The 21,892-nt window shown below is 54.8% G+C and carries 22 protein-coding genes; 8 read left to right on the forward strand and 14 right to left on the reverse strand.

Going from position 1 to position 21,892, the window contains the following annotated elements; translation table 11 throughout:
* Positions 1–69 precede the first annotated feature (69 nt).
* Positions 70–1,644 carry a copper amine oxidase N-terminal domain-containing protein gene (locus C4S74_RS13790; RefSeq protein ID WP_103995879.1) on the reverse strand — a complete coding sequence of 525 codons (1,575 nt, stop codon included), beginning with the start codon at positions 1,642–1,644 and terminating at the stop codon, positions 70–72.
* Between the two features lie 221 nt (positions 1,645–1,865).
* On the opposite strand from C4S74_RS13790, the gene C4S74_RS13795 reads away from it, so the two are divergent.
* On the forward strand, positions 1,866–3,173 hold the full coding sequence (locus tag C4S74_RS13795; RefSeq protein ID WP_103995880.1) for a DUF2515 family protein: 1,308 nt from the start codon (positions 1,866–1,868) through the stop codon (positions 3,171–3,173).
* 298 nt (positions 3,174–3,471) lie between these two features.
* On the opposite strand, the gene C4S74_RS13800 is transcribed toward C4S74_RS13795, so the two are convergent.
* From C4S74_RS13800 to C4S74_RS26575, 9 genes are all read right to left on the reverse strand, one after another.
* Positions 3,472–5,133: a polysaccharide biosynthesis protein gene (locus C4S74_RS13800; protein ID WP_103995881.1), complete on the reverse strand. Its 1,662-nt coding sequence runs from the start codon at positions 5,131–5,133 to the stop codon at positions 3,472–3,474.
* A gap of 75 nt (positions 5,134–5,208) precedes the next feature.
* Entirely contained in the window at positions 5,209–5,931 is a 723-nt protein-coding gene (locus C4S74_RS13805; RefSeq protein ID WP_103995882.1) for a ThuA domain-containing protein, read from the reverse strand.
* A gap of 85 nt (positions 5,932–6,016) precedes the next feature.
* Positions 6,017–6,493 (reverse strand): DUF456 domain-containing protein, encoded by a 477-nt coding sequence (locus C4S74_RS13810; protein WP_103995883.1) that lies wholly within the window; start codon positions 6,491–6,493, stop codon positions 6,017–6,019.
* A 43-nt stretch (positions 6,494–6,536) separates the two neighbouring features.
* Positions 6,537–7,289: a Cof-type HAD-IIB family hydrolase gene (locus tag C4S74_RS13815; protein ID WP_103995884.1), complete on the reverse strand. Its 753-nt coding sequence runs from the start codon at positions 7,287–7,289 to the stop codon at positions 6,537–6,539.
* Between the two features lie 220 nt (positions 7,290–7,509).
* On the reverse strand, positions 7,510–9,384 hold the full coding sequence (gene asnB / locus C4S74_RS13820) for an asparagine synthase (glutamine-hydrolyzing) (RefSeq protein ID WP_103995885.1): 1,875 nt from the start codon (positions 9,382–9,384) through the stop codon (positions 7,510–7,512).
* A 667-nt stretch (positions 9,385–10,051) separates the two neighbouring features.
* On the reverse strand, positions 10,052–12,097 hold the full coding sequence (locus C4S74_RS13825; RefSeq protein ID WP_103995886.1) for a penicillin-binding protein 2: 2,046 nt from the start codon (positions 12,095–12,097) through the stop codon (positions 10,052–10,054).
* Positions 12,098–12,247: 150 nt separating this feature from the next.
* Positions 12,248–13,393 carry a transglutaminase domain-containing protein gene (locus C4S74_RS13830; protein ID WP_103995887.1) on the reverse strand — a complete coding sequence of 382 codons (1,146 nt, stop codon included), beginning with the start codon at positions 13,391–13,393 and terminating at the stop codon, positions 12,248–12,250.
* Between the two features lie 44 nt (positions 13,394–13,437).
* Entirely contained in the window at positions 13,438–13,860 is a 423-nt protein-coding gene (locus C4S74_RS13835; protein WP_103995888.1) for a hypothetical protein, read from the reverse strand.
* Positions 13,861–13,917: 57 nt separating this feature from the next.
* Positions 13,918–14,073 carry a hypothetical protein gene (locus tag C4S74_RS26575; protein WP_181024416.1) on the reverse strand — a complete coding sequence of 52 codons (156 nt, stop codon included), beginning with the start codon at positions 14,071–14,073 and terminating at the stop codon, positions 13,918–13,920.
* A gap of 141 nt (positions 14,074–14,214) precedes the next feature.
* Here C4S74_RS26575 and C4S74_RS13840 point away from each other — a divergent pair, with 141 nt between their 5' ends.
* The 3 genes from C4S74_RS13840 (at position 14,215) to C4S74_RS13850 (ending at position 16,268) form a co-directional block, all read left to right on the forward strand.
* The gene (locus tag C4S74_RS13840; protein WP_103995889.1) at positions 14,215–15,510 is read left to right on the forward strand and encodes an MFS transporter; all 1,296 of its coding nucleotides are present in this window, start codon (positions 14,215–14,217) and stop codon (positions 15,508–15,510) included.
* Between the two features lie 111 nt (positions 15,511–15,621).
* Positions 15,622–15,708, forward strand: coding sequence for a dihydroorotate dehydrogenase (locus C4S74_RS27015; RefSeq protein ID WP_103995982.1), 87 nt, complete (start codon positions 15,622–15,624; stop codon positions 15,706–15,708).
* A gap of 212 nt (positions 15,709–15,920) precedes the next feature.
* On the forward strand, positions 15,921–16,268 hold the full coding sequence (locus tag C4S74_RS13850; protein ID WP_103995890.1) for a toprim domain-containing protein: 348 nt from the start codon (positions 15,921–15,923) through the stop codon (positions 16,266–16,268).
* 4 nt (positions 16,269–16,272) lie between these two features.
* Here C4S74_RS13850 and C4S74_RS13855 read toward each other — a convergent pair whose 3' ends face one another.
* Positions 16,273–16,911, reverse strand: coding sequence for an SCO family protein (locus C4S74_RS13855; RefSeq protein WP_103995891.1), 639 nt, complete (start codon positions 16,909–16,911; stop codon positions 16,273–16,275).
* A gap of 84 nt (positions 16,912–16,995) precedes the next feature.
* Positions 16,996–17,985 carry a heme o synthase gene (gene cyoE, locus C4S74_RS13860; RefSeq protein WP_103995892.1) on the reverse strand — a complete coding sequence of 330 codons (990 nt, stop codon included), beginning with the start codon at positions 17,983–17,985 and terminating at the stop codon, positions 16,996–16,998.
* A 311-nt stretch (positions 17,986–18,296) separates the two neighbouring features.
* On the opposite strand from cyoE, the gene C4S74_RS13865 reads away from it, so the two are divergent.
* Together C4S74_RS13865 and gerQ are read left to right on the forward strand one after the other, a co-directional pair.
* Positions 18,297–18,992, forward strand: a complete 696-nt coding sequence (locus C4S74_RS13865; protein ID WP_103995893.1) for a response regulator transcription factor — start codon at positions 18,297–18,299, stop codon at positions 18,990–18,992.
* Positions 18,993–19,153: 161 nt separating this feature from the next.
* A complete protein-coding gene (gerQ, locus tag C4S74_RS13870) occupies positions 19,154–19,663 on the forward strand; it encodes a spore coat protein GerQ (protein ID WP_103995894.1) in 510 nt (169 codons plus the stop codon).
* Positions 19,664–19,796: 133 nt separating this feature from the next.
* Here the strand turns inward: gerQ and C4S74_RS13875 are convergent, their stop codons facing one another.
* Positions 19,797–20,090, reverse strand: a complete 294-nt coding sequence (locus C4S74_RS13875; RefSeq protein WP_103995895.1) for a hypothetical protein — start codon at positions 20,088–20,090, stop codon at positions 19,797–19,799.
* Between the two features lie 88 nt (positions 20,091–20,178).
* On the opposite strand from C4S74_RS13875, the gene C4S74_RS13880 reads away from it, so the two are divergent.
* On the forward strand, positions 20,179–21,162 hold the full coding sequence (locus tag C4S74_RS13880) for a metal-dependent hydrolase (RefSeq protein WP_103995896.1): 984 nt from the start codon (positions 20,179–20,181) through the stop codon (positions 21,160–21,162).
* A 172-nt stretch (positions 21,163–21,334) separates the two neighbouring features.
* Here C4S74_RS13880 and C4S74_RS13885 read toward each other — a convergent pair whose 3' ends face one another.
* Positions 21,335–21,559: an alpha/beta-type small acid-soluble spore protein gene (locus C4S74_RS13885; protein ID WP_103995897.1), complete on the reverse strand. Its 225-nt coding sequence runs from the start codon at positions 21,557–21,559 to the stop codon at positions 21,335–21,337.
* A gap of 127 nt (positions 21,560–21,686) precedes the next feature.
* Here C4S74_RS13885 and C4S74_RS13890 point away from each other — a divergent pair, with 127 nt between their 5' ends.
* Positions 21,687–21,878, forward strand: a complete 192-nt coding sequence (locus C4S74_RS13890) for a DUF5325 family protein (RefSeq protein WP_009673090.1) — start codon at positions 21,687–21,689, stop codon at positions 21,876–21,878.
* Positions 21,879–21,892: the final 14 nt, after the last annotated feature.

Here is a 21,892-nt window from a genome sequence, read left to right on the forward strand (position 1 = left end):
AAAAAGAGCGGACTGTTCACAGCCCGCTCCTCTCATGCTATTCGGCTTCTTCCTTCAATTTCGGCAGTATTACTGGCGTGTAATGATGACAGCATCCTGCTCGCTGTCCCATTTCGCTACTCCGCCCAGCGTTTCGGCAAGGAATCTCAAAGGTACGTTCGTGTAATCCCCGTTAAGCTCGACTGCCTGCTCAAGCGCAACCGGCTTACCGTCGACCAGCGCTTCGGCACTGCCCAGCGTAAACACGATCGTATGTCCGCCAAGATCGTCCGTTACCGTAATTTGTTTCGTTGCGCCGTCCCATTTCACTTTCGCGTCAAGCATATTCGCTACATACGTTACCGGCGCCATGGAAACGTCACCTTTGCGGTAGCCTCCGAAGCCGAACGAAGTCATGTCTTCATCGTCCAGCGGCAGCGTAAAGGAACGCTTCGTAATCTGGAGATCCTCTTTAAGCAGCTTGTAAATCGAGGAATTCTTATCCACCGATTTCAGGAAGCTCCCGAGAGAAGGTACGGAGTCCGGATCAGTCGCATCGTAGGTGAAACGGTCTCCGTCCGCTTTTACGGGATTGATCGTAACCGGCTGGTTGATATTCCATCTTTCTCCGGTCACGCTCAGCTTGATCCCTTTCAATCCGGTTTCCGCTTCAGGCAGCGGAATGGTAAGACCCGCGCTGCTTTTGCGGATATGCTGGGAGCTGTCCACATACAAATCCACGTTTACGGACGAGCGGTCGCTCAAGATGTCGCGCAGCGGCTCGCCTGCCGGTCCGTTCAGCAACTCGTCGGTCGTTTTGTCGTAGCTCTCCAGAACATCCTTCAAGCCGGTTTGTACGGCGGCGTACATCGTTTCAACCGCAAGTGTTTTATTCGACAGATAAGCATCGAGCAGTTTATTTTCCTCGCCCGACTGTTCAGCCGCTTCTTTGGCGATCGGTCCGAATACGTCGAATACGGTGCCGAGGAATTCCTTCAGGCCTTTCTCATCCGCTGCGATGTTCTGCAGGAAAGTTTTGACCAGACCGAGCGCCTCGCTGCCTTTAATTTCGGCATGAAGCTTCTGCAGGGAAACCGTCTCGTTGTATACGTTCTCCGAAACGGACGTCACTCCGATCGTCTTCGGGTTCGGCGCATGGCCGATGAAGAACGACGCAAGCGACGGAAGTTTGTCCTCAAGCACCTTCTGAAGCTCCTGAATGCTCTTCTGTCCCGGTACGAGCAGGCCTCCGTTAAGCGGACTTGTCTGCGCGTTGCGGATGTAAATCGGCTTGCTTACGCCTTCGATACGGATAATAATATCTTCGTCCTGAAGGGACAGTTCGAAAGGAATGCTTCCCTTGCCGTATGTAAATTCACCTTTCATCGATGCGTTCCGGGGATCCTGGATTTTCTCCTCCGTAAACTTGACCGTCACTTCTTTAAACAGGCCTACCAGCTTCTGCGCCTCAGGCGGCAGCCCCGCAAGATCTCCCGTCAGAAGTTCGAACTTGAGCGTCTCCTGCGATTCAGCCGATTTGACGGCATACTGGTTGACGAGTGCCTTGTTCACGTCAAGACCTCCTACGGATTCGCAACCCGTAAGAACGATCATGAGTGCGCCAGTACCCCCGCATACAACCTTTTTCCAGTTATTTACTTTCATTTTTCCCGGCTCCTTTCCAGCTCCCAAGTATTGCTAACTCTTTTATATACGCGCAAGTAAGCAAAAAGACTCACATTCCCGATAAATTTTCCTGGAAAGCAGGACCGATGCCCATTTGTTTGCATATCGTGCAGGAAGATGGAAATCGGAAAAACCGGGCATCCTATTCATGGACGTGACGGCTGCTTCATCAAGTAATCCGGGGAAAAGAGGCTGCAATAATGAACGGCAACGGGGTCAAAGACAACAACCCGCTCAAAGCGGTCGGGCACTGGCTGGCAGGGGTGCCGCACACGATTACCCAGCTTGCATCGGGCAAACTGGCTTCTTTGCAGTCCGCTCTTCACTTGGGCCAAAGTGCCCAGAAGCTTGTACCGGGGAGGGACAGCGTCAAAAGATTGCGCAGGGCATGGAAAGGACTCGCGGCACCGTCCGCATCCCTGCCGGCTCCGGAGCTTTCCCTGTCCGATCGGGAGCGGCGGCTCGTAGAGCGTATACGCCTCGAAACGCAGCGGAGAAACCGGAACAACGTGACCCGCACACGGGCCTACTGGAACCTGTATGAGCAGCATCCCGAGCTCCACTGGGCTCTTCTCGCCCATATGGTCTCGCGGAACGGCGGCTGGAACATGACGGACCTTGAAGGGGAGTTTCTTCCCTCCCTCCTGACTCGGCCCGGACGCGAGGCTCTTTTCGCTTTTCTGGAGAGAGCGAATGCGCTCATATTCGGGGACGCTTACCCGCAGCTGCTGCTCTATGAGGAGTCCAAACGGTCCGGTGAGCCTCTGTTTCATCTGCTCCCCGCCTTCGGTGTGTCCGTTTTTATGAAGCCGGTTTGGGAGGAATTCTGGGATGTTCACGATCCGGTGCTGCTGACGGTCTCTTTAATCGTGAATGAACAGCATTTTATTGAAAACCGGGTAGTCAAACAGCACTATTTCATTACAAACGTGCTGGAAACGGCCGAATTCCAGGCTCAGGCGCTCCTTCAGCTCAATCAGGTTTTCTTTCCTTTCGCCCTGCATAAAGATCCTCTTCACAAGTCCGCAGACCGTCTGAAGCTGGCCGGTGAGATCCTGGAAGACTTCACGGATATCAAGGAACGGATCGAGTTCGGAAAAACACTGTACGCCGTCTTGTTCGGCATCCCGGCGGTCCACCAGGGCGTCGTGCTCTTCGCTTCCGCGCAGCCGCACACCGGCTCACGGGCGGACTATTGGCCGCATTTGTTCTCCCGCATCCGCAAGGACGTCCCGGGTGTAAGCCCGGCAGGGCCGAAGCTCGAAGGCTGCGAGCTGAAGGCCGGAGCGGCGGGCATCTACAGTCCGGAGCTCGAACGCACGTGGAAGGATGTCCCACTGACAGCTCCGGAGACGGGGGACTGGTTTCCCTCCAATGCCGGGAGCGTGGCGGGCCACTTCGGGAACATCGACGTTCCCGCCCTGTTCGAGATGAGCGCCGAATGCTGCTTCGGCCTCCACAAAATTCAGCTGGCCGCTCTGGCGTCCGTTCAGCTGAAAGGGAATTAAAAAAACGCCCGGCGTCCACTCTGCCGAAGCAGAGGCACATCGGGCGTTTTTGAAAGGTTTCGGCGGTCCGGAGGCCGCGCCGGGCAGAGCCTTGAGGGCCGCGGCGGCGCGGCGGGCGCAAAAGCGGAGCAGCGGGGCGCACACGGCTTGCTAGAGCGTGCAGCGTGCTAGCGTGAGCGAGACGCGAGAGCGCGCCAGGCAGGGGCGCAGCCCGCACATCGCCGGTTCACGCCCCCCGCCTGGCATGCCGTCATAAGCTTGTGCGCCGTGCCGGCCGAGCCGCCGCCCCGCGGAAGCTTTAACCCCTGAGGCCGAGCAAGCGGCCCGCCTTGGCGTAAAGCTTCTGCAGCGGCGCCGGGAAGGTCTTGATGTCATCCTTCGTGACCACTTTCGTGACAAACAGGAGGATGACATAGAGCACGCAGGCCAAGGCGCCGATTACGACGGCGTTGACGGTTGCGTTCACGACTCTCCACGGGAACAGGTGGAGATGCTCGAAGAGCAGACGCTCCGCGAACACGCCGATCACCACGACGACAGCCGTCGTGACGGCAAGGCCGGTCCAGCGGCGCGAAGCCATGATGCGGAAGGAAACCACGTTACGCATCACGGCCAGGTTAAAGGCGGACATGACGATGAAGCAGAGCATCGTCGACGCCAGAATGCCGTAGATGCCGAGCCACGGCGACAAAATCAGGTTGCCGAGCAGCTTCACGGCTATGCCGAAGACCACACTGGACACAAGCGCGCGCATTTTGCCCATGCCCATCAGAACGGCGCCCGACGTCTGCATGATGATCTGGAACATCGCTCCCGCGGTCATCATGGCAATCATCGGAGGGCCGTACTCGTAGCCCGTCGGCGTACCGCCGTAATCGAACATGCCCGAAAGCGGGCGTGCCGCCGTGCAGATCGCCAGAACCATAGGCAGGCCGGACAGGATGGCGAGCTGCATGACGCGGGAGGACTGGTTGCGGACCAGCTCCAGATCCCGACGCGAGTAGGCTCCCGAGATAATAGGGACGACCGATTGGCTGAGCGCGATCGCCAGCACGATCGGCAGCCCCGCAAGCGATTGGGCCTGCCCGCCGAGGATACCGACGATATCCTTGGCTTTGGCTTCGCCGATCTGATCCCGCAGAAGCGGGATGATGGTGGAAGAGTCAATGTTGTAAATCAGCGTAACCGTAATGGAAAAAATAACGATCGGAATGGACAATCTGAGCAATTGGCCGTAGATTTGCCCGTAACGGAGTTTTCCTCCCGATTGACGGCTTTGAGCGCTTTCCGTATACACGGGTTCGGAGACCGGCAGCGTTCCCCTGTCTTCTTTACGGAGCTTAAGCGCGTAATACAGCATAACGGCCAAAGCCGCGATACCGCCGGTTACGCCTCCGAAGGAAGCGCCCGCCACGGCCCAGTCCAAAGAGACGCCGAGCAGCACATAAGCGAGGCCTACCGCCGTAATCAACCGGACGATCTGCTCGATTACCTGCGAGATGCCGTTGGGCATCATCCGCTGGCGGCCTTGGAAATAGCCCCGCATAATAGCGATCAGCGGGAAAAACAGCAGGGCCGGGGCGATGGCCAGCGTAGCCAGCGTGGCATGAGGATCGCCGGACGACTCCGCATAATGCGGAGCCAGAAGAAACAGGACCAGGCACATGACAACGCCGGCTCCCACCGCGAATATCAAAGCGGCTTTGTAGATCCGGTTCGCTTCATCCATCCGCCCGAGCGCGGTCCGCTCGGAGATCATTTTGCTCAGGGCACTCGGAATGCCCGCCGTTGCGATAACCAGCAGATTGCTGTAGAGGTTAAAAGCGATCGCATAACTCGCCATTCCCTCGTTGCCCAGCATATAAACGAGCGGAAAACGCTGAAATACACCGAGAAAGCGGGCAATCAAAGCCGCGACCGTCAATATCAGAGTGCCTTTGACTAGCGAATCCTTAGACAATGTCGTTCCTTCTCCCCCTACATAATAAGACCGGAAAAGGAGATCCTTTTCCGGACGTGATCGGCTGACGCCGTTTTACTTCGTCTGAAGCTTCTCCAAAGGCTGCGCGTTCCCGTAAACGGGCTTCGCCGTGCTTACCGGAGCCGCCCATTTCACGCCGTTCGAAATGACCTTCAGAACGTTCTCGTTGTAATAAGTCGGATACGTTTCATGACCCGGACGGAAATAGAAAATCCGGCCCTGTCCGCGGTGGTAGGTGCAGCCGCTGCGGAATACCTCGCCGCCTTCGAACCAGCTGACGAAGACCAGCTCGTCCGGCGCCGGAATATCGAAATGCTCCCCGTACATTTCTTCCTGCTCCAGCTCGAAATACTGCCCGATGCCTTCGGCGATCGGATGGGAAGGATCCACGACCCACAGGCGTTCCTTCTCCCCCGCTTCGCGCCATTTCAAATCGCAGGATGTGCCCATCAGCTTTTTGAAAATTTTCGAGAAATGACCGGAGTGCAGCACGACAAGACCCATGCCGTCCAGGACGCGCTGGTGTACGCGGTCGACGATTTCGTCGGCGACTTCACCGTGGGCCTTGTGTCCCCACCAGATCAGAACGTCGGTGTCATCCAGAATTTCCCGCGTAAGCCCGTGCTCGGGCTGTTCCTGCGTTGCGGTGCGGATTTGGAAAGAGTCTCCCGCAATCCCGGCCGCTATGGCTCCGTGAATGCCTTCCGGGTACACTTCGGCTACTTTGGCATTCGTTTTCTCATGCACGTTTTCATTCCACACGGTTACTTTAATCATGTCGGTCTTCCTTTCCTATGGGGAAAATAAGGCGTATTCCGCGTGCTTCCGCAGTCCGCCTCTTTGACGGGTATCCCTGAGCGGGTTAAATCCAGATGAAGAAAAGAATGATCATCAGCAGTTGAAGAACGACTTTGACGACAACGCTGGAGAAGAAACCGAGAACCGATCCTACCCCGACCTGGGCGGAATGCTTAAGGTTGGAGCCGTGGAACAGTTCACCGAGCACAGCGCCGATAAAAGGCCCCAGGATAAGCCCGAATGCCGGAATGACGAACGGGCCGACGAGCAGACCGATCGTGCTTCCCCATACGGACGCCTTGGAACCGCCGAATTTTTTGACGCCGAACGCACTCACGAGATAGTCGGCGATGGTGATGGCGATAACGACCGCCGATTGGATCAGCCAGAACCAGAAGCCGAAAGGCTCGAAGCTGAAGAAAAACCCGTAGACGAAAAAGGCTCCGAAAATAGCGAGCGCTCCCGGCAGAATAGGAAAAACCGCACCCAGCATTCCGACGGCAAACAGCAAAATAATGAGGATCCATCCCAAAATAGCCATGTCTACTCATCCTTTCTTCCCGAGAAAAACGTCACCGCCAAACTTAATGGGCGGATAACGGGTCCAGCACGTATTCCTGAATGATTTTGGCGACCCCGTCCTCGTCGTTGGAAACCGTAACAAGGTCGGCAATCCGCTTCACGCCTTCCTGGGCGTTGCCCATCGCCACGCCGAGACCCGCCGCACGGATCATCGCGATATCGTTCTCGCTGTCGCCCATGGCGATGACCTGAGACATTTCGATGCCGAGAAGCTTGCACACTTCTTCAATGCCGCTTGCTTTGCTGATTCCTTTGGGATTCAGCTCGAGATTGTCCGGGTGGGAGTTGGTGATTTCAAGCTCTCCCCAGCGGGCCAGCTCTCCGCGGATGATCTCCAGGCTTTCTTTATTTTCCGTGTAAAAGCCGAATTTGAGCCACTGGGGTTTGGTGATATCCTCGGCCCAGTTATCCCGGTTGTACATGCCCTCGACCGAATAAGCCCAGTACCACGTATCGTGCTCGATCGCCAGGTCGTACATCCTTCTGACGAGATCCAAATCAAGCAGCGTACGTTTCAGCAAATCGTGCGGCGCTTTCCAGACTTCGCTTCCGTTGACGGAAACAATCGGGGTTTCCAGCTTAAGCTCTTCCGCATAAGGAAGAGCGCTTTGCACGCCGCGCCCTGTCGAGAAAATAACGGTGACTCCCGCTTCCAGAGCCGCGTAAATCGCTTCCCGATTCGCAGGGGAGACCTGCTTTTCTTCGTTAAGCAGCGTACCGTCCATATCCAGCGCTACCAGCTTATATTGACTCAACTTGTTTCCTCCTTCAAGCTCTCCTTCAGGAAAGCTGCTTCGTAAGCTTTTGCTTCGGACTCTCCTAGGGGATAACCGTGTCGTAAGCTTGGCGCTTGCGACTTTTCCCGCAGATAAACCTTTACATTAGCCTGCATGCCAATCTTTCCGGCAGAAAAACCGCTCGTAAGTATTGCCCCAGATTCCCTGAGGGAACCTGGAGCTAGGGGAACTTTTTATGTCAGAACGCGGCTACGGCTTTCTTCGTGGTTGCTTCCATGTAGGTCGCATGCCAGAGAGCGAACATGTAAATGGTCCACAGGCGGCGTGCATAATCGCCTTGTCCGTCCTGATGCAGCTTGGCCATTTTTTCGACCGCGTCAAGCCGCACATAGTCTTCGATGCCGCTCGCTTTAATCTGCTCCACCATCGTGGAACCCGTCGGCCCTTTGAGCCAATCGCGCAGCGGAACCGGGAATCCGAGTTTCGGACGGTTCAGGATGAAGTCCGGCACGATGCCTTCCATCGCCTTGCGGAAGATGTGCTTCGTGGTTCCTTCGGCAATCCGGTATTTCGTCGGGATACGCCGTGCAACCTCGAACAGTTCCTTGTCAAGCAGAGGAACGCGCAGCTCCAGGGAATGGGCCATCGTCATTTTGTCCGCTTTCATCAGGATGTCGCCCGGCATCCACAGGTTCATATCGATGTACTGCATCCGCGTCACGGGATCCTGATGCTTCGTTTTATCGTAATATTGGGCGGCTATCTGGAACGGATTCTGATACCGTTTGAACATCTCGCTGTCTACGCGCAGCACTTCCGCCTTCATATCCTCGGTAAAAATCTTCGCGTTGCCGAGGAAGCGTTCTTCCAGCGGAGTCGTTCCGCGAAGCAGGTAGTTGCGGCCTTTCATGCCGGCGGGCAGCATTTTGACCAGCCGGTGAAGCATGCGGCGCACGGAAAGCGGCAGGCTCTCCAGCGGAGCCAGCGACAGAGGCTCCCGGTAGATCCGGTAGCCGCCGAACAGCTCGTCCGCGCCTTCACCCGACAGCGTCACGGTAACGTGCTCACGGGCAAGCTGGGCCACGTGATAGAGCGCGATGGCCGAAGGGTCGGCAACCGGCTCGTCCTGATGCCAGACGGCTTTCGGCAGCGTGTTGAAGAAATCTTCGCGCGTGATGATCTTCGAGTAGTGCTCCGTACCGAGCGCTTTGGCCGTTTCGGCCGCGATAAGAGTCTCGTTGTTCGGCCCTTCAAAGCCGACGGAGAACGTCCGGATAGGCTCGATCTGGCGCATATGAGCCGCAATCGCGGTCGAGTCGATTCCGCTGGACAGGAAGCAGCCGCGCTCCACGTCGCTGACCATGTGATGGACGACGGAATCTTTGAGCGTTTCGCGGATTTGCTCCACATACTCTCCGAAAGGACGGTCCACCGGCTCGAACATCGGATCCCAGTAGCGGTGAATCGACATTTCGCCGTCGAAAGACGCTTTTATGTAATGCGCCGGCGGCAGCTTCTGAATCCCCTCGAACATCGTGTTCGGTTCAGGAACGTACTGGAACGTCAAATAGTTCATCAGGCTCTCGGTCCGGATCGACGGACTTACGCTTCCCGATGCGACAAGGCTCTTGATTTCGGAGCCGAAAAGCAGCTGCCGGTCGTTGTACTGGTAATAAAAAGGTTTGATGCCGAAATGATCACGGGCGGCGAAAAGCTGCTTCTTGCGGCGGTCCCAGATGGCAAAGCCGAACATGCCGCGAAGATGCTTCACGCACTCTTCACCGAATTCTTCGTACAAATGGACGATGACTTCGGTATCGCTGTTCGTCCGGAAAACATGGCCGCGGTCCTGCAGCATGCTCCGCAAAGATTTATAATTGTAAATTTCCCCGTTAAAAATGATCCAAACGGATTCGTCTTCGTTGCAAAGCGGCTGATGACCCTCCGCAATATCAATAATCGACAATCTGCGGAACCCGAGCCCGATTCGATTCTCCGTCCAGAAGCCCGAGTCGTTCGGGCCGCGGTGATGAATCACGTCCGTCATCTGCTGAAGCATGGATACGGATGGCTCTCTATCTTCAAAATACATAACACCGGTGATACCACACACGAGTGATTCACACCTCCACTAAAGCTACAACTAGTCTTGTTGTTATTCGATAAACTAGTATAGCACACCCGGTCGCCTTTCTGAAAATGAAAACTCGCGGCCCCCTTTAACCGCGGCTTTTTAAGCTTGCCGGAGACGCTTCATTTCTCACGGAACAGAAGCGTCTGCGCCTTTTTCGGGGACCGCGGGCCGCCCTCGTTTACAAAAACGCAATAACCCACATGAGGCGTTTAACAGATGAAGCCAGCCTCCGTTTTTTCATGTCCACCGCCCCTTTTCCTTCATGCATAATTGTTGGCATCAGGCAACTTTTAAGGGTAAAAAAACCGGGTTCCCTGCTCTCAGTCTATGTCCCTTCCCGTTAGAAGTGACAAACATGAGCAGGAGCCCGGTTTGGATAATACGACGGCATGATTCACGGCGGGTCTCGCTTATCCCGGCCGAATACATGCGGCGGGCAGCTCGGCCGCCACGGAAAGCCTCCGGCATCGTCTCCGTATCCGGAGGGAGCCCGCCGCCTTCCGCGCCATCCTCCGGTCAGACCGGCGAGGCCGTCTGTGCGGAGAACGGCCTGCGCACAGCCCGGCAGGCGTTCACCGTCACGTGTTGCTCCCGATAAGGGGCGTGTGACGGTGTCTCCTCAGCGGAGGCAGTACGGTGTTCCGGCCTAGTTCTTGGCCGTGCCGTCCGTCTTACCGTTTGCCGATCCGCGCGGGGTGCCGTTCAGGCCGATATATTCGTCGTACGCGTCGAACATTTCCCTCGCGATCGGAGCGGCGCCGTAGGAACCGTAGCCCCCTTCGGGGACGACGACCGCAACGGCAAGCTTCGGCTTATCGGCCGGAGCGAACGCGATAAATACGGCGTTGTCCACTTCTTTGGAGCCGATCTGCTGCGTGGACGTACCCGTTTTGGCGGCTACGGTGTAGTTGACGCCGTCGAAGCCCTGCTTGCTGACTTCCTTCATGCCTTTGAAAATCGTGTCCCAATACTGCGGCTTGAACGAATTTTCTTCGCTAAGCACTACGGGATCGAATTTCTTGATGGTCTCGCCTTCATACGTCGTAATCCGGTCCACGAACAGCGGCTTCATCCGTTTGCCGCGGCTGGCGAGCATGGCGGCGTGCTGGGCGAGCTGCAGCGTGGTCGACTTCTCGTTCTGCCCCCAGGAAGCGTAAACGAGTGCGGACTGCTTGCTGTCGAGCTTCGCGTTGGCGAGCGATTCGTTGGAGCCCGCATACTCGTTCGGAAGGCCGCTTTCCGTGGAAACGACGAGACCGAACCGCTTCAAGTAATCGTCCCACACCTTGAGTCCGTCTTCCCGGTCGAAATACAGCCGTTCCCCGACCAGTGCGGACATAAACGTATTGGAGGAATGCTTGAGCGCGTCGGCGGCATTGATCGGACCGAACGCTTTGCGTCCGGAGTTCCAGATCGTGCTCTGCGAGCCTTTCTTACCGAACGAATAAGAGCCTCTGTCGTTATAATAATCGTTCACGCCGAAAAAGCCTTCTTTAAGACCGACAAGCACGGTCAAAGGTTTAATCGTCGAACCCATGTACACGATGGAATTGGCGTGCTTCTTCAGCTCGTTCTCCGGATAGTCCGGATAGGCCGTCGTAATCGTCCCGTTGTTGACGAACGGCTGGATTTTTTTGTATTCCGTCGTCTTGATTCCGCCGGTCCACAGGTTGGGGTCGTAATCCGGCATGCTGGCCATAGCGACGACACGCCCCGTATCGACTTCCATGGCGACGGCGTAACCCGAACGGGCATTGGGCGAATAGCCGTAGGAGCTGGATTTCGGCTGCCGCAGGTAAGCCAGGTGATCCATAATTTTCTGTTCCGTGCGGTTCTGGATGTCCTTGTGAATCGTCAGGTACAGGTTGTTGCCTTTTTCCGGCTTGGTGACGGATACGGGCCCGATAATTTTCTGCGAGGAGTTTACGGGATATTTCTTATAGCCGTTCTTGCCGCGCAGTTCTTCCTGGTACATGAGCTCAAGCCCGTCATAGCCCACATCTTCGGTATCGAGATATTCGGCCGTGTTTTCTTTGTTTTTATAAAAGCTGAGCCCGTACTTGGATTCCCGCGCGGTCGAAAACTGCCGCATGTACCCGGTCAGCTGTACCGCGATTTTATCCTGGTCGTAAGTCCGGATGCTCTCTTCCATCACTTCGATCCATTTGAATTCATCCCGGTGCTCCAGCAGATAGGAGACCTCTTCCTTCGTGAGATCGGCTTTGATCCGTCTCGGAATCGAGTAATAGCTCGGCGCCTTCGTCTGCTGCTGGTTAATATCGTAGCCCACGTCCATCAGCTCCACGATTTCCTCGGGCGTCAGAGGTTTGGCGGTCTTGGACCCGTACTGCTGGAAAACTTCGGCAAGCTTGCGGGCGAGATCGATTACCTCTTCCTTATTGTTCTGCCCCGATTCAATCCGGAAAAAGACCGACTGAACGGGAATCGTATAAGCGATTGGGTAACTGTTGGAATCATAAATATTGCCCCGGATCGGAGGGATGGGAGTTTCCCGGTTGGTTGCCGAGTTCTCCTCTTCCGCGAGCCTGTCTCCTTCGACAAACTGGAGGATGGCCAGGCGGACAATCAGAACGGAGAACAAAATAAACGTCGTGAAAAAGAACAAATTAATGCGAACAGAGAAACGCGTGCGTTTAGAGGAATCGGGTTTTTCTAAATCTTCGTTGTGCATCCTTGCTTCCTTCCTTGTGTCCTTTTCTATCCTTGCTCTATCTACCAGTTTACCATAGACCGGTACCGCTAGAAAAATGTAAGAGAATGGAAAAATTGCTCCGCTGCGATTCCGGCAAAAGAAAACCGCCCCCCGTAAGGGAGCGGTCCTTTAAGCTTCACGGATATGCGTCTGGTTAAAGTTCGACGGGTTAAACCAGTCGCCTCCGCTGGAAAACCAGGTGGAATCGAGCGGAATCCATTCCTTGGAATCCGCCAGATACACTTCGTTCCAGGCATGCGGACCGTATCCGCCCCGCCCGTCGTACCCGAGGCCGGTCACCACTTTCACGTCAAGACCGACGGAACGGGCCATAACGGCGTAAAGACGGGAGTAGTCGATGCATACCCCTTTGCGCGTCGCAAACGTATCCTCCGGCGTCTGTTCCTTCCAGATACGCTGCTGCTCGTAAAGCTCGACTTTGTTCCAGTCGTATTCGACCCGGCTGCCGACCCATTTGTAGAGCAGCTCCGCTTTCTCCTCATCCGTCTTGCCCGCCCTCGTGACTTCCTGGGCAGCCGCGGAGATATTGTTCGGAATGTTCGCGTCCAGCACTTCGTATTTGCGCTGCAGAATCTGGCTGAATTCCTGCTCGACGGCTCTGGTGAATACCGGCACCTGATTTTGCAGAAAATCGCCCGTAAACGGCTGGATGACTTCCTGCGCGCCTTTCTGGTACAGGGACGAAGCCTGAATATACCCGGCGGGCTTCGCCTGCGGGAACAGCGTCACAAAGACAAACAGCACGGCTACGACGAGCAGGGCCCGCCAAACGCCCGTTACGGACCCGATCAGCCCGCCTGTCGCCGCGCTGATGACGGAAGGGCTGTTCTCCCGGTCCCAGCGGCTTTGCGCCCATCTGAGCAGAACGGGGTCGACAAACCAGTAAAGAGCCTGACGGATGATCAGATAAGCCAGCAGGAACAGGACGCCGAAGCGGAACAGCTCGAAATCGCGGACAGCCGTAACCGCCGTGTAATACGTCTGCTTCCAGACCGGCATTTCCTGGGCCGGTATTTGAATGGCAAGGCTGTTCAGCCAATTGCGGACGGGGTCCGAAACCAGCGTCGCGGTCTGCCAGGCCAGATAAATGGCCACTACCGTGATCAGAATTCCGCAGACCATATGAAGCAAGTGCTTGGCAGAACCGGAGGCTCCGCGTATGATGCCTTGAACGGCTGAAACGATCACGATGAGGATAAGTGCAACCGAGATGAAATTGATCGTCGTGTCCCCGGAAAACAACGAGGTAAACATAGGCATGCGGGCCTCCTTTTGTACAAATATGACTTCGCTTTGTATTATTGGCCGGCGTTCTTCTTCGCCTGCTCTACGAATGCGCGGACCGCTTCTTCTGCTTTAACCTTAAAAGTCTGGTTCATAAACGTGACGGACACCTCGGACGAGCCGGGTGTTCCTTCAATTTTAACATTTTTGGTTGCCGCTGTATAAGTACCGTCCGGGTTGGCCGTGTAGGTGGCATCTTTGGCTTCGTTCTGCACGGCTTTGACCGCTTGGCTGCTGAGCTCGGTTAAGGCGGCGTTACCGATACTTTGCAGCGTATCCTTATAGTTGGCCCCGTAAACCACGAGCGCCCCCACGATGGCGATAACCAGCAGCCACTTGACCACGGTTTTGACAAGACTGACGACGACGAGCAGAACGATGACAGCCACGAGAATCAGCAGCCAGCGCTCCTGAAAAAACGCTATCCAGGCATCCATTTCCTTGTATATCCCCCTTTGTAAAATAAAATACCGGCTCCGCCCGGCGGAAAGTCTTTACTCCTCTTCCCGTTTTCTGCGAAGCTCCTTCAATTCCTGCCGGATCTGTTCTTCACGGTCGGTTTCCTGCCGCACGCTCCGTCTCGTTCTCAGAAACCGGATAACGGCCAAAGCGCCGAGCGCGGCCAGCAGAGCGACGATGAACGTGTCCATACGGCCACCTTCTTCCTTTTCTAATACGTGCCTGAATGTTAACGGTAGCATAAGTACGGGACAAGGGGCGTACATCTAGAAAAGACGAACGGAACCGAGAAGTTGTTTCGCCAGCAAAAATAACGAGGCGGTGTGCTACGTATGAAAACGGCAATATGGCTTTATTTCTTCATGTTTGTCGCATTCTTCGACTTACATGCCCAATACCCCATCCTGACGCCTTTCGCGCTGTCCCTGGGCGCGGCGCCTTCGTTTATCGGTCTGATCATGGGGATGTATTCTCTCACCCATCTCCCCGGCAATCTGCTCGCCGGCTACGGGGTCGATAAATACGGAAGCAAGCTCTTCATCGTGTTCAGCCTGATTGTAGCAGGTATCGTGCTTATCTTTCAATCGCAGGTTAAGGACCCCTGGCAGCTTCTGATGATCCGTTCCATCAGCGGCTTTGTGCTCGCCTTCCTGTCTCCCGCCTGCTTGTCGATGCTCGCCAAAATCGCCAGAGACAGCGTGCACCAGAGCAAGCTTATGGCCGGAAACGGGCTGATCCATACGCTCGCGTCCGTCGTCTCTCCCGCTGCCGGAGCCTATCTCGTCGCCCAGTTCGGCTTCACGGCCTCCTTCACGCTTCTCGGCTGGCTGCTGATTGTGACGGGCCTGCTGTCCATTCCGTGGCTGAAAGAGACGCGCCCCGAAGGCGCGCTTCCGCCGCTTCACACGGGAGCCGGTTCAGCCTCCGCTTCCGCACGGAACGGCGTATCCGCCCGGACCCGGAACCCCGAAAACGGCGGCACGGATACCGCCGCGGCTCCACCCGGATCGCAGGGTGCCGGACGGAAGGCTTCACAGCTTCATGCGCCGGCAGCGGACAACTCCGGAGTTCTGGACGGCAGCGGGGATGCCGACAAAATCCCGTGGATGTTCTATTTCGTTCCGCTGGCGATTTCCTGTTCGCAGGGAATTTTATTCTTCGAGCTTCCCCTGATGAAAACCGCCCAGTCCTCGCTGCTTACTTCCGGGCTGTTCTTCTCCGTGATCAGTCTCGGCGCTCTTGTGACGCTCAGCATGCTGTTCCTGAACCGGATCCCGCCCGCGCACCGGACCGTTGCCGGAGCTCTTTCCCTGGCTGTGCTTTTCTTCGGGCTCGCGGTGGACTGGCCGCTTCCTTTGACGGTCACCCTGTTTATGATCGGGATGGCCAAAGGGCTTATTTTCCCGTCGCTCGCGACCCTGCTCGCCGGTATAACGAGCAGCAACCGATACGGCCGGGTGTTCTCGCTCCTCTCCATCGCCTACTCCATCGGCGCTTTTATCGGTCCGATGGTGGCGGGCAAGCTGCGTGACTCCATCTCGCCCTACTTTCTTGCCTTCGTTATCCTCATGGCCGCGCTGACATTGCTACCGTTCCGGGTTCTGAAGCACAAGCCCGTGGCTGTCTGATCCCGTCCGTTTCGCTGCCGCCCTCTTGGGCTAAAGCGCAGGAATTCCTTTTATTACAGTCATACGATACAAGGTCAGGTGATCAATCGAACAAAGGAGTGAAGACGAGCAATCGGCGGATACGGCGTTTGGACTTCGACGGGAACGATTCTCGTTCTGTTCATTTTGCTCGTTATCATTTCGCGCACATTCATCTAACCATACAGCATAGCGCCTGCAAAAGGACGCGAAAGACGGCTTGATTGTTCAAGCCGTCTTTTTTGGCGTTTCGACATTTCCCAGGAAATGCACATCATTCTTTGCCGATCGGACTATTTGTGAGCGGGAATTCTGTCTATTATAATAAATATCGACACTTATCTGCACCTTGAACAGACAAGCGGAAGGCGCTTGAACGGAGGAACCGGAATATGTCTATCGCCATTATCGTGGAGGGAAAAAACGACCGCAGCAGGCTACGGCGTCTGCTCAGCGGTGAAGTCGATATTTACTGTACATACGGGACACCCGGCACGGAAGCTCTGGAGCAGCTGAAGAAAAAAGTCGGGACGCGTGAAGTGTATATATTTACGGACAACGACTCTTCCGGCAAAAAAATCCGCGGCCGCCTCCGGGACTTGTTTCCGGACGGCGAGCAAATTTACACGAGACGCGGCTACGCGGGCGTGGAAGGTACACCCGAAGAATATTTGATCCAGCAATTGGAAAAGGCGGGGCTCGAAGAATACATCCTGTATCCCCCGGCTCCCGCCTTGTAAGTGCTTATGCTTTTTCCTTGCTTAATGTCTTGATGTCTTTCACAATGGTTTTGTAATCGAGATCGGGTCTGCCCGGATTGTAATACGTACGAATCTGGCCTTTTTTGTCTACGAGCAGGATGACATTGGAATGAGTGAAATTCCCTGTGTTGTCCTTGGTGACGCCTACCAGATACTTCTTGGCCAATTGAGCCATGGCCCCTTCGTCCGTGCCGGTCAGGAATTTCCATCCCGTGAAATCGGCGCGGTTGCGGACCGCATACTCCTTAAGAGCGGCAGGCGTGTCTCTCGCCGGATCGAACGAGATCGATACGATGTCCGCTTTGTCCGCAAACACTTTCTGGGCTTTCATCTCATCCTGGACTTTGGATAAAAAATTGGTCGTTATCGGACATACGTCCGGACAGCTTGCGAAAAAGAAATACACCAGTTTAACCTTGTCGTCGAAATCGGAAGAAGAAACTTTTTTGCCCTCCGTATCCGTCAGTTCAAACGGCGCCGCGGTGCCGACCGGCTTATCCTTCAAATACTCGCTGGCCTGCTCCTGGCCGTATAATTTGTAGGCAAACGATGCGATGATCGCAAGCAGAACGACGGTAATACCTACCTTAAACCAGTTTTTTGCCCAAAAGCCACCCGCCATAAATACAATTCTCCCCTCTAAATAAACATCCCATGTCGCCATGGGATGTCTTGTTCATCTGGATTCAAGTTTGGGTAATGTATCTTATAAATTCATAATGGTCGAATCGACCACCATGATCAAGAACAGCAGCGTCAGGTAATTCACGGAATAAATGAACATGCCTTTGGCCCATTTGTCGTCATCCTTCGCCTTAAATCCTTTGTAGCACATAAAGGCCCAGATCAGACCCATAATCGTCGCCGCGAAGAAATACAGCGGTCCCACGTGAGCGTCTCCGCTGTAGAAGAAGAGAAGCTGGGAAACCGGCACGAGCAGGACGATGTAACGCATCATGCTGACTTTAGTGACGTAGTTGCCTTTCACGACAGGCAGCAGCGGATATCCGGCCGCACGGTATTCTTCCTTCCTGCGGATTCCAAGCGCCCAGAAATGCGGCGGCTGCCACAGGAACATAATGAGGAACAGGATCAGCGCGGTCATATCGAGCTTGCCCGATACGGCGCAGTAACCGATCACCGGCGGAACCGCTCCGGAGAAGCTGCCCGCGAACGTGCTCCATACGGAAGTACGTTTGAAAATTGCCGTGTAAACCCACACATACAGGAAAAGACCGGTCAAACCGAGAAGAGAACTTAACGGGTTCACGGCGACAAACAACAGGGCGATACCTGCTATGCCGAGAATAATCCCGTAGCCCAGCACCACGGACGGCTTGATTTTGCCGCTTACGGTAGCGCGCTTCTTCGTCCGTTCCATTTTGGCGTCCATGTCGCGGTCCAGGTAATTGTTAAGCACCGTTCCCGAAGCCATCACAAGCGCCGTGCCGACCAGGGTAAAAATCATCAGGAAAAACCAGTCTATCGTAAAGTTTCCCGCCGATGCGATCCAAAATCCGCCGAAAGCGGTAATCAGATTAGAAAATATAATCCCCGGCTTGGTCAGGGCGAAATAATCTTTCCAGGTAGCCGGCTCCGAAGGAACATCAGCCTGCACCGCCGATCCGACTTCCGCTTGATGATCCGCGTGAAGCACCGTATCGGGAGCAGCCTTGTATCCTAATTGTTTATCCAAGGATCTCAACCTCCATAGAAATTCATCAAAACCATAACGAGTCATCTGTCTTTCGTACCCACTCATCATATCAAGCAGGACAACGTTTGACAATGTAATGGCATGAGTTGTCATCATATTGTCGAATTCGGACAGACCGACCCGCCGCGTCCCCGACGAATTCTTTCCTAGACGGCACAAAACGGATTTAGTATAGTTATAGATAAATTAATCGTTTTAGGAAAATTAAAGAAAGCAGTTAAAAAAGTTTTAGATTCCTAAACATTTTCCTAACAATTTTCATCAACCTCATGCAAGGAGGGTCCCCCTTAATGTCGAGCATTCTGATCATTGAGGACGATAACAGCATTGGGGATATGATGTCGATTTACCTGGTGGAAGACGGGTATACGGTAAAACGCGCTTCGGACGGTCAATCGGGGCTCCGGCTATTCAAGGAATTCGAACCTGACCTGATCGTGCTCGATATCATGCTCCCCGATTCCGACGGGATGAAGCTGTGCGCCGATATCCGCAGTCTATCTTCCTTGCCTATCCTCATGGTTTCTGCGAAGAACGATGTGTCCGACCGCGTAAAAGCCCTGCTGATCGGCGCCGACGATTATTTATGCAAACCTTTCAGCATGCGGGAGCTTTCCGCCAGAATTCAGGCTTTACTCAGACGGTCTCAAATCGTACAGGCCAAATCCGCTCCGGCGGCACGGGAGGCTCCGCCGTCCATCCATGTGGATACCGACAAGCGCTGTTTGTACGTCAACCATGCGCCTGTGGAGACTACTTTTTCCGAATTTGAACTTATTAAACTGCTCTGGCTCCATGAGGGGAAAGTGTTCAGCCGCGAAGAGCTGCTTAACCGGATCAGGGGCATTGATTCGTTCGTAACGGAACGGGCCATTGATGTACATATCGCAAATTTGCGCAAGAAGATCGAAGTCGATCCCAAAGATCCCAAATACATAAAAACCGTGTGGGGAGTCGGATACAAATTCATTCTCGCCGCGGAGTAGCCCTTATGAATAACCTTGAATACGGCCTTGTGCCGGCTCAAGGTTTTTTTTATGTCACGAGACAAGCGCCTAGCCCATATGCTAAGTAAGGAAAAACGCCCATCCGGCAAAAGCCGGCGCAAAAGCGAACTTAATGGGCATTACAAGGAGGGTGTACTCCCATGACGATCAGTTCAAACCCAGGCAGCAAATCGAACGGTACGGCAGCAGCTCCCGGTTATACGACTTACCCGTCTTATCCCGGCTCCTCGCAGGGCGGCTACCCGTCATACCCCGGGTCCGCTCAGGGCGGCTATCCGTCCTACCCCGGGTCCCAGTTCCCCGGAAGCCAATTTCCCGGCACGCAGTTCCCCGGTTATCCGTCCTTTCCCGGTCCCGGTCAGGTGCCCCCGCCGGGTGGAACGAGCCAGCTTCCCCTGGAAGAGTCGTACATCGAGAACATTTTGCGGCTCAATCTGGGCAAAGTCGGCACCTTTTACATGACGTATGAGAACAACAAGGAATGGAACGCGAAAATTTTCCGCGGCGTCGTGGAAGCGGCGGGCCGCGACCACATCATCATCAGCGATCCCAAAACGGGCATGCGCTTTCTGCTGCTGATGGTGAACCTCGATTACGCGACGTTCGACGAGCCGCTGAACTACTTCAACACGCCGATTCAGCCCCGTTAACGGAGACAGGATGAAGCCCCGGCAGGCTGCCGGGGCTTTCCTCGTGCCCGGCAGCTTTATTTCGCTCAAGCCATAGGCTTTGCAGGTTCTAACCGGTTATTAAAGGTTAATGAAAAGTAGCCGGACCGGCCTTCTATTCATCGGGACCGATGGACCGGAAATGCCAGATGTGCAGCTTTTCCCGCCCGCCTTTGATCCAGGAGTGCATAGGTCCCCATACCGGATCTCCGTTCCCGAGACGGACTTCCCGCATGTGAGTAAATTCGTCAGGGGAAACGGGAGTCCATATCTCCACGAACAAGTTAGGCTGGTCTGTCCCTTCCAATAAGGAGAGTTGTCCGTTCTCCCGGAGCTTCTCCCTCATAAAGGACAGATAAGCTTCGCGTGATTCCGGCAGGATGGCGTATTCAACAAAAACTTTACTCATTTTTCCCCTCCGCTTGATTTAAATTCACACTGAACATGGTAAACTATAATATACCGTCAAAGACAATTCCAGCTTAGGAGGAGAGCCAGTGGATACGGGAACCCATTTAGTCATCGGCTTCGGCCTCGCCGGCTTATCCATGGTGGATCCGGTGGTAGCCTCCAACCCTTCGGTCATGACCGCTGTTTTCATCGGGACCGTATTGGGCTCGCAGGCTCCGGATTTCGATACCCTGCTCAGATTCAAGAACAATGCCGTCTATATCCGCAATCACCGCGGCATTTCCCATTCCCTGCCGTTCGTCGCGCTTTGGACCCTGCTTATCACGGGGATTCTCGCCCTAATTTTCCGGGGAGTGCCCGTCCTGCATTTGGGGATGTGGGTTTTGATCGCCGTGGCGTTCCATGTCTTTACCGATTTGTTTAACACGTACGGAACGCAGGCCTTCCGGCCTTTTAACCAGAAATGGATATCGTGGAACATTATCCACATTTTCGATCCGTTTATTTTTACCGCACACCTTGTCGCGATATTTCTGTGGGCCGTGCACGCCGCGGAACCCACATTGATTTTCCCGGTGCTGTACGGGCTTATCGCTCTCTATTACGTATGGCGGACTCTCGCCCACTATCTCGTGGAGAAGAAGCTGCCGATCCAGGACCCCTCACACAAAGCCGGGGATAAATATATGGCCATTCCCACCTATAGTTTAACCGCATGGAATGTGGTCAAGCAGGGCGAAGACGGCCTGTACACGCTCGGGGACCTGCGGAAAGGGAACCTCCGGTGGATCGATCAGGTCAAATGCGACATTCATCCGGCGGCCGAAGCGTCCAAAAGCCACAAGGACATCCAGGCTTTCCTTTATTTCTCGGGTCATGCGTGCGCCCAGGTAATTGAAAAGCCTTGGGGTTATGAAGTAAGATGGAGCGATGTAAGGTATCGGCACCGCAAGCAGTATCCGTTCGTCGCGGTACTGCTGATGGACCACAGCTACAAGCCCCTCGATTCCTATATCGGCTGGCTCAGCGACGACCGGCTTCAGAAGCGGCTCCGCGTGGACAGCTATTAGAGCGGGAGCCGGGACAACTCGAACAACTTAGGTACGAAGGTACGACGATGGTGAATTCCGCGCCGATGCAGGCGCGGTTTTGCCGTGTCCGCAGCTTCGGAGCACATGGCAAAGCCCGAGGGACAAGTCCCTCGGGCTCATATGAAGACTGCGTATTACAGTTCCGCAAGAATTAGCGGCTTTGACCTGCCAGCTGCTGCTCAGCGATTTGAACCAGACGGCGAGTGATGTGTCCACCGATCGCGCCAGTGTCACGAGTAGCCATGTAGCCGTAGTAACCGTCTTGAGGAATTTGAATGCCGAGTTCTTGAGCGACTTCGTATTTCAATTGTTCCAAAGCTTGGTTAGCTTGAGGTACTACCAGTACGTTGCTGTTGCGAGATTGTCCAGTTCCCATTGGGATCAGACTCCTTTCGGTCAGTTAAGATTCTTGATGTATTTGCAAGCTTGCAAAGATAGTATGTGACGGTTGGAGAATTCTATACGCACCGCAAACAAAAAACTTTGAAAGCAGGGGATTTTCAATGAGTCGCGGACTCGCACTACTTTTCGCCGTTATCGGCACTCTACTTCTGGCAGGCATCAGCTTCGCCATCGCCCTGAGGGAACCGCTGCTGGTCGTGCTGTTCATCGTCTTGTCCATCGGTTTTATGGGATTCGGTTTCGCTACAAAAGCAAAAATGCGCCGCAAGCGGGAAGCCTCGGGAAAACAATAACCCGAAGCGCCGCT

The organism is Paenibacillus sp. UNC499MF (assembly GCF_900107975.1).
Lineage (GTDB): Bacteria > Bacillota > Bacilli > Paenibacillales > NBRC-103111 > Paenibacillus_F.

Coding starts and splice junctions, on each gene's coding strand:
- C4S74_RS13830 (WP_103995887.1), bottom strand. CDS start 13,393: ATGTTTACCTCGTTGTTTTCCGGGGACACGACGATCAATTTCATCTCG.
- C4S74_RS13890 (WP_009673090.1), top strand. CDS start 21,687: ATGAGTCGCGGACTCGCACTACTTTTCGCCGTTATCGGCACTCTACTT.
- C4S74_RS13790 (WP_103995879.1), bottom strand. CDS start 1,644: ATGAAAGTAAATAACTGGAAAAAGGTTGTATGCGGGGGTACTGGCGCA.
- C4S74_RS13795 (WP_103995880.1), top strand. CDS start 1,866: ATGAACGGCAACGGGGTCAAAGACAACAACCCGCTCAAAGCGGTCGGG.
- C4S74_RS13850 (WP_103995890.1), top strand. CDS start 15,921: ATGTCTATCGCCATTATCGTGGAGGGAAAAAACGACCGCAGCAGGCTA.
- C4S74_RS13855 (WP_103995891.1), bottom strand. CDS start 16,911: ATGGCGGGTGGCTTTTGGGCAAAAAACTGGTTTAAGGTAGGTATTACC.
- C4S74_RS13805 (WP_103995882.1), bottom strand. CDS start 5,931: ATGATTAAAGTAACCGTGTGGAATGAAAACGTGCATGAGAAAACGAAT.
- C4S74_RS13825 (WP_103995886.1), bottom strand. CDS start 12,097: ATGCACAACGAAGATTTAGAAAAACCCGATTCCTCTAAACGCACGCGT.
- C4S74_RS13835 (WP_103995888.1), bottom strand. CDS start 13,860: ATGGATGCCTGGATAGCGTTTTTTCAGGAGCGCTGGCTGCTGATTCTC.
- C4S74_RS13885 (WP_103995897.1), bottom strand. CDS start 21,559: ATGGGAACTGGACAATCTCGCAACAGCAACGTACTGGTAGTACCTCAA.
- C4S74_RS13840 (WP_103995889.1), top strand. CDS start 14,215: ATGAAAACGGCAATATGGCTTTATTTCTTCATGTTTGTCGCATTCTTC.
- C4S74_RS13865 (WP_103995893.1), top strand. CDS start 18,297: ATGTCGAGCATTCTGATCATTGAGGACGATAACAGCATTGGGGATATG.
- gerQ (WP_103995894.1), top strand. CDS start 19,154: ATGACGATCAGTTCAAACCCAGGCAGCAAATCGAACGGTACGGCAGCA.
- C4S74_RS26575 (WP_181024416.1), bottom strand. CDS start 14,073: ATGGACACGTTCATCGTCGCTCTGCTGGCCGCGCTCGGCGCTTTGGCC.
- C4S74_RS13875 (WP_103995895.1), bottom strand. CDS start 20,090: ATGAGTAAAGTTTTTGTTGAATACGCCATCCTGCCGGAATCACGCGAA.
- C4S74_RS13810 (WP_103995883.1), bottom strand. CDS start 6,493: ATGGCTATTTTGGGATGGATCCTCATTATTTTGCTGTTTGCCGTCGGA.